We start from the raw sequence: 12,333 nt of genomic DNA on the forward strand, positions 1-12,333 counted from the left end.
CGACAGCCGCATCGCTGCAACGCGATGACGCTGGCGACGCACTCACCGACGGGACTGGCGCAGGTGCCTTTTGAGCAAGGGCTATCGGCCTGTCACTATCCAAACGACCTACCTTCTTGGAGCCGTTGCAGTGCCTGTCCGTGTCTCGCCGTCCGACGACACCCTCTGCCTGTTGCGCATCGCCGTACTCGAGGACGACGACGTGCTGCGCGACGACATCCTGATTCCGGGATTGCAGGAATTCGGCTTTTCGGTCAGTGGTGCCGGCACGGCCGGGGCGTTGTATCGGCTGATGCTGGAGCAGACCTTCGACATGGTCGTGCTCGACCTCGGGCTTCCGGACGAGAGCGGCCTGAGCGTGGTGGCGCATCTGCGGTCGCTATTCAACGCTCTGGGTATCGTGGTACTCACCGGCAACCGTGGGCGCGCCGATCATGTGCATGCGCTCAGCAGCGGTGCCGATGCGTTCCTGCGCAAGCCGGCCGACCCGGAGATCCTGGCGCTGACCCTGCGCAACCTGGCGCGGCGCTTGCGGCCCAACGACGCCAGCACGGCGGCGAAGCCGGCATGGCGACTGGAATCGGACGGTTGGTGCCTGGTGGCGCCGGATGCGCGGATTGTCGTGCTGACCTCGCTCGAACGCTGCCTGATGCGCTGCCTGGATGCACAGCGAGGCCAGGCGGTGGAGCGCAACGCACTGGTGGCGGCGCTGGAAAAGCACGCCAGCGATTTCGATCTGCACCGTCTGGAAATGCTCATCCATCGCCTGCGGCGCAAGGCCGCCCGCATTACCGCTATAGATGCGCCACCATTCCCGCTGCTGTCCTCGCGCGGAATGGGTTATCTGCTGGCCAACTGATCGGATCGCAGCGGCGCTGCCGCCGCTGGTAGCAGCAGCCGGATGCAAGCGCCGCCTTGCGTGTTGCCGACCTCAACGCGCCCACCCGCCGCAATGACGATTTCGTTGACCACCGACAGCCCCAGGCCGGTGCCTTTGCCAGGCGATTTGGTGGTGTAGAACGGCTCCAGAATACGCCCGAGCAACGCTTCGGGAATACCCGGGCCGGTGTCCGACAGCGCCAGCATGACCATGCCGTCGTGTTGGTCGCCATCGATACGGAAAACCCCGGGGCCGTCCATCGCATCGCGTGCGTTGGCGGCGATGTTGAGCAGCGCCAACTCCAGTTCGTCCAGGTCCATTGCGATCCACAGCGGCGGGCCAGGCGCGATGCTGTGCAACCTCACCTCGTGCCCGAACAATTGCCGCAGCGTGGGCTCCATCTCCAGCAATGCATTGCGCGCGTCGAATAACCGCGCGATGCCGGGTTCGGCGCGGCCGAAGTTGAGGATCCTGCGGCTGACGGTCAACGCGCGCCGCGAGGCAGCCTCGATGTTTTCCAGGGTCTTGAGCAGCGGGGCCTCGCCGTAGCCTTCCAAGGCATCGCGGCGTTGCGCAAACCCGATGATGACGTTGATGAGGTTGTCGAAGTCGTGTGCGACGCCGGAGGCAAGGCGGCCCAGCGCCTCCATCTTCTGCGTGTGCAGCAGCTGTTCCTGGACACGCTCGCGCTCGGCCATTTCGCGCAGCAACTTGCGATTGACCGCCTCCAGCTCGCACCTGCGCCGCTCCGACTGCACCAGACTGTCGCGCAGCGCGGCGATGGTGCGATCGAGCACCAGGGTGATCAACAGATAGACCGCGACGGTAACGACACCCAGGCCGACGTTGCCCCAGGTCGAACGCGGCGGCGGGAACCACACTACCTGCACGGCAAGCGCCAGCAGACACACCGCCGCCAACATCGCAAACACGCGCCACAGGCCGTCGCGTCCCAGCACCATGCCGGCCAGCACCAATGCGATCACCGGCATCGGATTGGTGATCAGATCGTAGACATCGACCCGTACATAGGTGACGAATGTGCCGATCAATGCCGCCGTAATGAAGACCTTGACCCCGATCGCACTGCGGCCGCTCCGGATCAGCGGCACACTCGCCAACGCGCCCAGCGCCGTGAGCACGGTGCCGACCAACGCGCAGGCAAGATCGGGCCGGGCATGCAACCGATTCGGCCCGGCAACGTACAGAAAGAACCCGACATCGCCCAGGTTGTACAGCGCGATCGCAATCAGCAGCACCTGCAGGAAAGCGATCTGGCGTCGGTCGATCGGATGCTTGTTCCAGCGCATCTCCAGCCAGCGCGGAACGAACACGGACTTTGCGGCAGACAGGATCACGTCAGCGCTTCTTGAGAGGTTGTTCGAATCCTCACATTCCTGGTGAGTGGATGCAATCGACGCTTGGTGACACGCCGCACAGGCGCTGCCTATGGTGCGTCGTCCCGCATCATGAAAATTACCGAACTCCAAGACACGTGGGGATGTCTGGAGGTCGGCATGCGGCGGTCGACCACTTCCATCCATGCGCCAGGGAATCTCCATGAGCACTGCGTTTTTCGACGACCTTTCGAACCGGGCCTGCCTTCGCCACGCCACCGCTGCCGCGCATCCCCACGCCGGCAATCGACCGCAGCCCGTGCTGCTGCACCGTGCGGTGCTGGCCGCGCTACTGTTGACTGGCGGCAGCGCCCTTGCCCACGCCGCGACGCCTGCGGCAACGGTTCCCGCTGCAACCGATGTAGTTGCAGCGGTCAGCGACGACACCGGCGCTCCGGCCGATGCCGCGCAGGACGATCCCGACGACACCGGAAGGCATTTCCATATCGTGGGCGGCGCCGATGCCTCCAGCGACGTCGGTGCATTCGCCGGCGAGCCCTATGCAGTGGCGATCGGCGAGGCAAGCAATGCGCTGGGCGAAGGCGGCATCGCGCTGGGCGCCGGTGCCACGGTCACCGAAAAGTTCGCCTTCGCCGCCGGCTACGCGGCAGCGGCGACCGGCGAATCGGCGGTGGCGGTGGGCGGCACCACCGATGTTTTTGACTACGACGATGGCGGCAACATTCTCGCCGTCCATGCCGAATCCACCGAAGCCACCGGCTTCGTGTCCACTGCGCTGGGCGGCGGCGCCAAGGCGCTGGATGCAATGACCACCGCCGTGGGCAGCGGTGCCGAAGCCAGCGTCTTCGAGGCCACTGCGCTGGGGCATCGTGCGCGTGCACTGGCGCAAGGCGCCACGTCCGTGGGTACCCGCTCGCAGGCGCTTGGCTTTGGCAGCAGCGCGCTCGGCAACGGCGCCCGTGCGCTCGCCAACAGCACCGTGGCGGTGGGGCTCAACGCGTTCGCCAGCGGGACCGACAGCGTGGTGGTCGGTGGCATCAGCACCGCTGCCGAAAGCGCCGGCAACAGTGTCGGCATTGCTGCGGCCACCGGCACCGGCGCGATTGCCGTAGGTGCCGGCGCGCAAACACTGTCCGACTACGCCATTGCGATTGGCTACAACGCCAACGTGTTCCCCAACCTGCCCGGCAACACCGATGCGGTGGCGATCGGCCATAGCGCCGGATCGTTCGGCGCCAACTCGGTGGCGGTGGGTGGATTCGCACTGACGCAAGACACCGGCTCGGTGGCCATCGGTCATCGCGCCGTGACCTACACCCCCAACAGCATTGCGATCGGTGCCAATGCCGAAACCTCGTGGTTCAACCCCAATAGCACGACGATCGGGGCCGACTCCGAAGTCAATGGCGTCGATGCCACCGCCATCGGCTATGGCGCCAAGGTCGGCGACTGGGTCGACGATGGCTGGAACCGCTCGGCCAGCAGTGCGGTGGCACTGGGTGCGCATTCGCATGCCACGCGCAGCAATAGCGTGGCCGTCGGCGATGTCGCCTCCGGCCTGACCCGCCAGATCACCAGCGTGGCCGCCGGCAGCGAGGCCACCGATGCGGTCAACCTGGCCCAGCTGCGCAGCGTGGCCACCGCCCTGGGTGCCGGCAGCGCCTTCGATCCCGGCGGCAACCTGATCAGCGGCAGCTATCTGGTGCAGGGCAGCAGCTACGGCAACATCGGCGAGGCGATGGGCGCCATCGATGCGGCCTTGACCGGTGTCGATAGGCGCATCGGTGCCTTGCAGAACGTCACTGCGGGTAATGTGGCGGTCGGCGGCGGCAGCCTGGCGCCGGTGGTCGGTCGCGGCACCAATGCCGTGGCGATCGGTTCGTCCGCCACCGCCAACGGCGAAAACGGTCTGGCGGTCGGCGCCGACGCGCTGGCCTACGGCCCGCAGGACACTGCGCTCGGCGCCAATGCCAAGGTCAACGCCGACGGCAGCACCGCGGTCGGCGCCAATACGACGATTGCCAGCGCCGCCACAAACGCGGTGGCGGTGGGCGAAAGCGCCAGCGTTTCTGCGGCCTCGGGCACCGCACTTGGCCAGGGTGCGCGCGTGGACGCCGACAACGCGGTAGCGCTGGGACGCGGTGCGGTAGCCGATCGCGCCAACAGCGTCTCGGTCGGCAGTGCCGGCAACGCGCGCCAGGTCACCAACGTCGCCGCCGGCACCAGCGACACCGACGCCGCCAATGTGGCCCAGCTCAACGCCGGCAACAGCCGCACGCTGAGTTCGGCCAACAGCTACACCGACAGCCGGGTGTCTGCGCTGAGCGACAGCTTCACCCAACTACGCGATGGCAGCGAGCGGCGTTTCCAGAGCATGGATCGTCGCATCGACCGCATTGGGGCGATGAGCTCGGCGATGCTCAACATGGGCATCAATGCGGCTGGCACCCAGAGCGCACGCGGTCGCGTGGCAGTCGGTGCAGGGTTCCAGAGCGGCGAACGCGCGCTCTCCATCGGCTATGCCAAGAAAGTGGGCGAGCGCGCCTCGTTCAGCCTGGGTGGCGCCTTCAGCGGCAGCGAATCTTCGGCCGGCCTGGGCTTCGGCCTGGACTTGTAGCGCCTGCTCCGCGCCGTGCACGTCTTCCCCCCAACTCCATCGATCCTTGCGAGACACATTCCATGAACAATGCTTCGCTGCCGCTCAAGTCACTGCTGTTGAGCGCAATCCTGGCCACGGCCACGTTTCAGGCCCATGCGGCTAACGATCAACTCAGCCTGCGCAGCCTGCCCACAGCTGGCACCCCCACCACGCTTCCCACCCGCCTGATCGTCAAATACCACAACAGCGTGCCGTCCGACGGCTCGCGCCTGTCGATCCTGTCTGCAGCCGCCACCCGCGCCGGGGTGACGCGCGCCAGCGACGCTGCGCGCGCGACACCGCTGAACGCACGCGTGCTGCGCCGCACCGGCACCGGCGCCAGCCTGCTGGACGTAACGCGCACGCTCAGCAGCGCAGACCGGGACAAGCTGCTGGCCGAGCTGCGTGCCGATCCACAGGTGCAATACGCCGAGTTCGACCGCATGCTGCGCCCGGTCGACGACTTCGCCGGGCCCGCACTCACGGCCGGCACCAGTGCGGTGACGCCACAGGCCACGGCTGCGGCCGTCACCCCCAACGATCGGCTGTATGCCGGATTTCAATGGCACCTGCAGGACAGCACTGGCGGCATCCGCGTGCCGCAAGCCTGGGAAACCTCCACCGGTGCCGGCGTGGTGGTAGCCGTGCTGGACACCGGCATCCTGCCCGACCATCCGGACCTGAAAGACAACGACCACATCCTGCCCGGCTACGACTTCATCAGTAATGCAACAATGTCGCGGCGCGACAGCGATGCGCGTGTGCCAGGCGCGCTGGACTACGGCGACTGGACCGAAGAAGGCAACTTTTGCGGTCTGCCGGCGCAATCCAGCAGCTGGCACGGCACGCATACGGCCGGCACCGTCGGCGAACTCACCAACAACACCATCGGCGGCGCCGGCGTGGCCCACGATGCGCAAATCCTGCCGGTGCGCGTGCTCGGCCAATGCGGCGGCACCGGCTCGGACATCGCCGATGCCATCGTGTGGGCCTCCGGCGGCCATGTCGACGGCGTGCCAGACAACATCCATCCGGCCGAGGTCATCAGCCTGAGTCTGGGCGGCCCGGGCACGTGCGACAGCAACACCCAGAGCGCCATCGACACCGCGGTGGCCAACGGTGCGGTGGTGGTGGTGGTGGCCGGCAACGAGGCAAGCAATTCCTCGCTGTTCAGCCCATCGAGCTGCGGCAATGTGATCAACGTCGGCGCCACCCGCATCACCGGCGGCATTGCGTTCTACTCCAACTTCGGCAGCAGCGTGGATCTGGCAGGGCCGGGCGGTGGCGCCAGCGACGACACCGGCAACAACGGCTGGGATGGCGTGGTGCTGTCCACCGGCTATAGCGGCACGACCACGCCGACGTCCGGCGACTACGAATATGTCGGCATGGCCGGCACCTCGATGGCCACCCCGCACGTGGCGGCGGTCGCAGCGCTGGTGCAGAGCGCGCTGGCCGCATCCGGCAAGACGCCGCTGGCCCCGGCGCAGATGGAAGCGATGCTGCGTCAGACCGCGCGTGCCTTCCCGGTCAGGCCACCGGCGGGCCGAGCGATCGGCACCGGCATCGTCGACGCGACTGCGGCATTGGAGTATGTGCGCAACAGCTGCAGCGGCAGCACCTGCACGCCGGTCACGGTGAGCCTGACCAACCGGGTCGCCTTGACCGGCCAGAGCGGCGGCCAAAGCGAAGAGAAAACCTATCGCTTCGCTGCAGCCGCCGGTAGCGCATTGAATGTCCTCAGCTATGGCGGCGGCGGGAATGTCGGGCTCTATATCGGCTTTGAGGCCGAGCCGAGCACCAGCAGCTACCTGCTGAAGTCGGTACGCACCGGCAGCGCACAGACGCTGCGGCTGACGGCGCCGCAAACCGGTACCTACTACATCAAACTGATCGGCGGCGCGGGCGGTTTCAACAACGTGTCGTTGATGGCGCGCCAGTAAGCGGCAAGCGTGCCGGGGCGCTCTTTGCCTCCTCCGGCACCAGGCGTGCGGCTGGCTCAGAACGCCTCGTTCCCCAGCCGCACCTCGACCCCCAGCAACGAGGTCAGTGCCAGCATGGCGTCGTCGTCGCGGCTGAGGGCGACCCAGCCGGCGTAGGCGTCGCCGCCGGTGTTCCAGTTCCACAGCGAATAGCCGTGCTCGCGCAGGCGGTCGAACGCCACGGCCATCAGGTCGGGCACGTCGAGGTTGCTGGCGAAGTCTTCGTCGTCCAGGTCGCCGCCCCAGTCGATGCGCAGGTTCCAGCGCGCGCTGAGCTCGTCGATGGCGGCGATGAACGAATCGGTGTCCTTCCAGTCGACATAGAAGCCAGAGCGCCAGTCGATCACGTCCTTCAGCGTCCACAGCCAGGCGTCATCGCCGTCGTCGTCTGCGTCGGCCTGCGCCTCGCGCCAGGCATCGAACTGGCCCAGGGCGGTGTCTTCGTCGCCGGGGTTGATCAGCACCAGCAGGTTCCAGACCCGCGCCGGATGGTCGTCGACATCGTCTTCGTCGCCTTCGGGCTGCAGGCCTTCGTCGTCTTCGTAATCGGCACTGTTGTCGGGCATGGCGGTCTCGCTCAAGGATTGCAGGTGCGAAGTGTGAGGCCTGACGCCGCGCAAGCAAACCGGCCACCGCGTGCATCTGCGAGGGCGGGGCTGGTCTTCCCGGCGCAGGCCCGTATCCTGTGCGGCCGAAGACCACCATCCCGGCCGGTCATGACGCCTTTCCCATGAGCGATACCCCTCCCGATCACCTGGCCATCGACCCACGCAGCCCGTTCCACGATGCCGACGCCCTCAACCGCGGCATCGGCGTGCGCTTCAACGGTGTCGAACGCGACAACGTGGAGGAGTATTCGATGAGCGAAGGCTGGATCAAGGTGCAGGTCGGCAAGTCCCGCGACCGCCGCGGCAACCCGATGACGATGAAGGTCAAGGGCGAGGTCGTGGCCTACTTCCTGGACACCAAGCACGACGCCGAGCCTGCTGCCGACTAAGAGCGGGGGACCAAACGACTTCACACTGTTCCATTGCAGAGCTGCTGAGCGGCGAGTTTGCTGCAGGGTGCTTGCCCGCCCACCATCGCGGGATACGCTGCAAGTACGTCGTTGTAAGCTCTTACGCGGCATCCATGCCGCGCAAGGGCCCGCTACGGCAGGCGGGCAAGCACCTGCCGAGCGTGTCGGTCCGCAGGGTTCAAGCAAAGCAATCGACCAATTTTCCAGCGCGGCGCCCTCGCCGCTTGCGGGACCGTGTGGCGGCATGGATGCCGCCACCGAGCCTACATGGACGTACTTGTGGCGTGTCCCGTGAGCGGTGAGGGCACCGCGCACTCGACGTCGTTGCGTGTGCTGCAGGGCCCTTGCCCGCCCACCATCGCAGGACACGCTGCAAGTACGTCCTTGTAAGCTCTTACGCGGCATCCATGCCGCGTAAGGTCCCGCGACGGTGAGCGGGCAAGGACCAGTCACGTTGGTCGGTGCGCATGGCTTTCGATCAGACAGCCAGCAAGCAGTGAGGACACCGCACACGCGCCCCACTCACGCCTTGAGCCGATAGCCGCTGCGGAAGATCGCCGCCACCACGCCCAGGCACACCAGCAGGAACAGGAAGGTCATGCCGGTACTCACCGCGATATGCACGTCGGCCTTGCCGTAGAAACTCCAGCGGAACCCGCTGATCAGGTACACCACCGGATTGAACAGGGTGACCTTCTGCCACAGCGGCGGCAGCATGTCGATCGAATAGAAGCTGCCACCCAGGAAGGTCAGCGGCGTCACCACCATCAGCGGAATCACCTGCAGTTTCTCGAAGCCATCGGCCCAGATGCCGATGATGAAACCGAACAGGCTGAAGGTCAGCGCGGTGAGTACCAGAAAGCCCAGCATCCACACCGGGTGGGCGATCTCGTACGGCACGAACAGCCGCGCGGTGAGCAGGATCAACAGCCCCAGCATCACCGACTTGGTGGCCGCTGCGCCCACGTAGCCGATCACGATTTCCCACCATGCCACCGGCGCGGACAGCACCTCGTAGATGGTGCCGGCCCAGCGCGGCATGTAGATGCCGAACGAGGCATTGGAGATGCTCTCGTTGAGCAGCGACAACATCACCAGGCCGGGGATGATGAAGGCGCCGTAGCTGATGCCGTCGATATCGCCCATGCGCGAGCCGATCGCCGCGCCGAACACCACGAAGTACAACGAGGTCGACAATACCGGCGAGGCGATCGACTGGGTGAGCGTGCGGAAGGCACGCGCCATTTCGAAACGGTAGATCGCAGCGATCGCATGCAGGTTCATGCGCGCACCTGCGCGTTGCGTGCGCCATGCACGAGATTGACGAAGATCTCTTCCAGCGAACTCTCGCTGGAATGCAGGTCCTTGAAGTCGATGCCGTGCTCGTTGAGCCGGCGCAGCAATGTGCCGATGCCGGTCTGCTCGGCCTGCGTATCGAAGGTGTAGATCAGGCTGCTGCCATCGGCCGAGGGTTCCAGCGGCAGGTCCGCCAGCGTGGCGGGCACTGCCTGCAGCGGCGATTGCAGGCTCAGCGTCAGCTGCTTCTTGCCGAGCTTGCGCATCAGGGTGTGCTTGTCTTCCACCAGCACCAGCTCGCCGCGGTTGATGACACCGACGCGGTCGGCCATGTCTTCGGCCTCTTCGATGTAATGGGTGGTCAGGATGATGGTGGTGCCCTGTTCGCGCAGCCGACGCACCATCTGCCACATGTCGTGGCGCAGCTCCACGTCCACCCCGGCGGTGGGTTCGTCCAGGAACAGGATGCGCGGCTCGTGCGCCAGCGCCTTGGCGATCAGCACGCGCCGCTTCATGCCGCCGGAGAGCGTGGAGATCTTGTTGTTGCGTTTGTCCCACAGCGACAGCTCGCGCAGGATGGTTTCCAGGTACTGCGGGTTGGCCGGCTTGCCGAACAGGCCGCGGCTGAAACGCACCGTGGCCCACACCGTTTCGAACGCATCGGTGGCCAGCTCCTGCGGCACCAGCCCGATGCTGGCGCGCGCGGCGCGGTAGTCGCGCACGATGTCGTGCCCGTCGGCCAGCACGGTACCGGTGCTGGGGTTGACCAGCCCGCAGACGATGCTGATCAAGGTGGTCTTGCCCGCACCGTTGGGGCCGAGCAGCGCGAAGATCTCGCCGCGCTGGATCTCGAGATCCACCTGTCTTAGCGCCTGAAAACCGCCAACATAGGTCTTGCTCAATCCCTGGATGGACACGATCGAAGTCATGGGTCTGGCACGGGAACGATGAGCGCCACAGGGTAGGCGCTGCGCCGTGACGATGGGGAGGGGGGATGGATGGAGGCATTGCGTCCGCCAGGGACCCCGCTGCTTCCATCTTTGCGTCGCGCGCGGTGTCGTAGCAGCGCAACGGGGCTGTGCACAGAACACCTCTCGCGCCTGAACCAGCCGCTACCGCGGCCGTGGTAGTCATCGCCCCAGCCGCTGCGATTTCCGACTCCCGAGCCCGCCGGACGTGTATCGAGACAGCCCGGTCGCGCCCAGGCGCGCTCCTACGACAGCCGCTGTCATCGCCCGGGCTTTTGCTTTTGCTTTTTGCTTTTACGATTCCCGAATCCCGAATCCCGATTCCCCCGCGCGTCAGCGCGCTCAAGCGCGCTTGCGCGACTCGATCAGATCCAGATTGCGCACCAGCCGCCGCGACAGGTCGTCGGAAATCTCGCGCCGCCGGGCCAGCTTGAACAGCTCATTGCGTTCGGCCACCAGGGCCGCGTGGCGGAACTGGCGCAATGCCTGTTCGTAGGCGCCGGCTTCTTCCGGATCGGTCTCGGCCATGTCCACCGCGCCCAGCTTGCGCTGATAGCGCTGGCTGACCTGGTTGGCGGCGGCGTTGTAGCGCTCGGCATGCGCGCTGTCTTCCACCAGCCGCTGGCGCAGCTTTTCCACCGCCTCCAGCGCGGCCTGCGAGGCCGCCTTCACCGCCAGGTCCTCCTTCTGCTGCTCGTCTTCCTCTTCCGGCAATTCCAGCCCGCGCAACAGCCGCGGCAAGGCCACGCTGGCCACCAGCAACGACACCAGGATCACCGCAGCGGCCAGGAAGATCGCCAGCTGGCGGGCCGGGAATGGCGAGCCATCGTTCAACACCAAGGGCAGCGTCAACACGCCGGCCAGGGTGATCGCCCCGCGCACGCCGGCCAGCGACACCGCCACCACGATGCGCCACGGCGGGCTCACGTGCGCCTCGCCGCGTCGCTGCGCCTTGAAGAGGTTCCAGCGCAGCGACAGGAACACCCACACGAAGCGCAGCGCCATCAGGCTGGCGCTGATGGTGGCCACGTAGACCGCCAGCCACCAGGGATTGAGGTGCCCGGCCTCCTGCACGCTGCGCACCGCGCCATCCAGGATGCCCGGCAGCTGCTCGCCCAGCAGCACGAAGATGACGCCGTTGAAGGTGAAGTGCACCGTATCCCACACCGCCGAACGCTGCAGGCGCATGTTGCCCGGCGCATTGCCGGCCATTTCCACGTAGCTCATGGTGATGCCGGCGGCGACCGCGGCCAGGATGCCGGAGGCATGGAAGGCTTCGGCCAGCAGGTAGGCCGCAAACGGGGTGAGCAGGTTGACCAGGATCGCCGAGCCGGGCTCCTCGCCGAAATGCCGCCAGATCCAGGCCTGGATTCGGCTCAGCCCGAAGGTGGTGGCCACGCCCAGCCCCAGCCCGGCCAGCGCCACCCACAGGAAGGTCAGCGAGGCGTTGGCAAGCGAGAAGGTGCCGGTGAGCACGGCGGCCACCGCGAACTGGAAGCACACCAGGCCCGACGCATCGTTGAGCAGCGACTCGCCCTCCAGGATGTGCATCAGGCGCTTGGGAATCGGCACCTTGGAGGCGATCGAGGACACTGCCACCGGATCGGTGGGCGAAATGATCGCCGCCAGCGCAAACGCCACCGCCAGTGGCATCGCCGGGATCAACCAGTGGATCAGGAAGCCGGCGCCGACCACGGTGAAGATGACCAGCCCCAGTGCCAATTCCAGGATCGCCGCCTTGTCGCGGAACAGGCCCTGCTTGGGAATGCGCCACCCGTCCAGGAACAGCAGCGGCGGCAGGAACAACAGAAAGAACAGTTCCGGCTCCAGCTCGTGCCCTGCATCGAACACGCCGGAGACCACCGCGCCCAGCGCGATCTGGACCAACGGCAACGGCAGCGAGAACGGCAGGATGCGGATCAGGTAACCGCTGGCCGCGACCGCCAGCAACATGGCGAGGACGACATCGATCGAATGCATGCAAAACCCGGAAGACAAAGATGGCCGTGCGCCGCACCGTCCATGGCGACGCCAGGCAACGCAGCTACGGGAACATACCGGTTTGCAACCGGTGATGAAACCACCATTGCCGCACGCGCCGCGCCTGGGACTGCAGTGCGCCTGGGAGCCCGGGTGCCATCTGTACGCCATTGCATGCATCGCGTGCCGTCACCTGCACTGCGGCGCCGTGCC

General features: G+C 66.4%; 9 protein-coding genes. 4 read left to right on the forward strand and 5 right to left on the reverse strand.

Annotated elements, in window-relative coordinates:
- The first annotated feature begins 172 nt into the window (after positions 1-172).
- Complete coding sequence (locus HG421_RS15550) at positions 173-859, forward strand: response regulator transcription factor (RefSeq protein ID WP_169708224.1); 687 nt, start codon at positions 173-175, stop codon at positions 857-859.
- Here HG421_RS15550 and HG421_RS15555 read toward each other — a convergent pair.
- Positions 841-2,190 (reverse strand): sensor histidine kinase, encoded by a 1,350-nt coding sequence (locus HG421_RS15555; RefSeq protein ID WP_343204236.1) that lies wholly within the window; start codon positions 2,188-2,190, stop codon positions 841-843. The genes HG421_RS15550 and HG421_RS15555 overlap by 19 nt on opposite strands.
- 250 nt (positions 2,191-2,440) lie before the next feature.
- Between HG421_RS15555 and HG421_RS15560 the strand changes: the two genes are divergently transcribed.
- Both HG421_RS15560 and HG421_RS15565 read left to right on the forward strand, forming a co-directional pair.
- The gene (locus HG421_RS15560; RefSeq protein WP_169707151.1) at positions 2,441-4,855 is read left to right on the forward strand and encodes a YadA family autotransporter adhesin; all 2,415 of its coding nucleotides are present in this window, start codon (positions 2,441-2,443) and stop codon (positions 4,853-4,855) included.
- Between the two features lie 62 nt (positions 4,856-4,917).
- Positions 4,918-6,819, forward strand: a complete 1,902-nt coding sequence (locus tag HG421_RS15565; RefSeq protein ID WP_169707152.1) for a S8 family serine peptidase — start codon at positions 4,918-4,920, stop codon at positions 6,817-6,819.
- 56 nt (positions 6,820-6,875) lie between these two features.
- On the opposite strand, the gene HG421_RS15570 is transcribed toward HG421_RS15565, so the two are convergent.
- Complete coding sequence (locus tag HG421_RS15570; protein ID WP_169707153.1) at positions 6,876-7,424, reverse strand: DUF6630 family protein; 549 nt, start codon at positions 7,422-7,424, stop codon at positions 6,876-6,878.
- A gap of 164 nt (positions 7,425-7,588) precedes the next feature.
- On the opposite strand from HG421_RS15570, the gene HG421_RS15575 reads away from it, so the two are divergent.
- On the forward strand, positions 7,589-7,855 hold the full coding sequence (locus HG421_RS15575) for a DUF3297 family protein (protein WP_169707154.1): 267 nt from the start codon (positions 7,589-7,591) through the stop codon (positions 7,853-7,855).
- Between the two features lie 543 nt (positions 7,856-8,398).
- Here HG421_RS15575 and HG421_RS15580 read toward each other — a convergent pair.
- From HG421_RS15580 to HG421_RS15590, 3 genes are all read right to left on the reverse strand, one after another.
- A complete protein-coding gene (locus HG421_RS15580) occupies positions 8,399-9,160 on the reverse strand; it encodes an ABC transporter permease (protein ID WP_169707155.1) in 762 nt (253 codons plus the stop codon).
- Positions 9,157-10,101, reverse strand: coding sequence for an ABC transporter ATP-binding protein (locus tag HG421_RS15585; protein WP_169707156.1), 945 nt, complete (start codon positions 10,099-10,101; stop codon positions 9,157-9,159). Before HG421_RS15585 ends, HG421_RS15580 begins: the two co-directional genes overlap by 4 nt.
- Before the next feature lie 381 nt (positions 10,102-10,482).
- On the reverse strand, positions 10,483-12,120 hold the full coding sequence (locus HG421_RS15590; protein WP_169707157.1) for a Na+/H+ antiporter: 1,638 nt from the start codon (positions 12,118-12,120) through the stop codon (positions 10,483-10,485).
- Between the last annotated feature and the right edge of the window lie 213 nt (positions 12,121-12,333).

The sequence above is a fragment of the Xanthomonas campestris pv. badrii genome (assembly GCF_012848175.1).
GTDB classification, from domain to species: Bacteria; Pseudomonadota; Gammaproteobacteria; order Xanthomonadales; family Xanthomonadaceae; genus Xanthomonas; species Xanthomonas campestris_C.

Excerpts from the sequence above, each read along its gene's own strand:
- HG421_RS15590 (WP_169707157.1), bottom strand. The coding sequence starts at position 12,120 with ATGCATTCGATCGATGTCGTCCTCGCCATGTTGCTGGCGGTCGCGGCC.
- HG421_RS15575 (WP_169707154.1), top strand. The coding sequence starts at position 7,589 with ATGAGCGATACCCCTCCCGATCACCTGGCCATCGACCCACGCAGCCCG.
- HG421_RS15580 (WP_169707155.1), bottom strand. The coding sequence starts at position 9,160 with ATGAACCTGCATGCGATCGCTGCGATCTACCGTTTCGAAATGGCGCGT.
- HG421_RS15585 (WP_169707156.1), bottom strand. The coding sequence starts at position 10,101 with ATGACTTCGATCGTGTCCATCCAGGGATTGAGCAAGACCTATGTTGGC.
- HG421_RS15560 (WP_169707151.1), top strand. The coding sequence starts at position 2,441 with ATGAGCACTGCGTTTTTCGACGACCTTTCGAACCGGGCCTGCCTTCGC.
- HG421_RS15570 (WP_169707153.1), bottom strand. The coding sequence starts at position 7,424 with ATGCCCGACAACAGTGCCGATTACGAAGACGACGAAGGCCTGCAGCCC.
- HG421_RS15565 (WP_169707152.1), top strand. The coding sequence starts at position 4,918 with ATGAACAATGCTTCGCTGCCGCTCAAGTCACTGCTGTTGAGCGCAATC.
- HG421_RS15555 (WP_343204236.1), bottom strand. The coding sequence starts at position 2,190 with ATGCGCTGGAACAAGCATCCGATCGACCGACGCCAGATCGCTTTCCTG.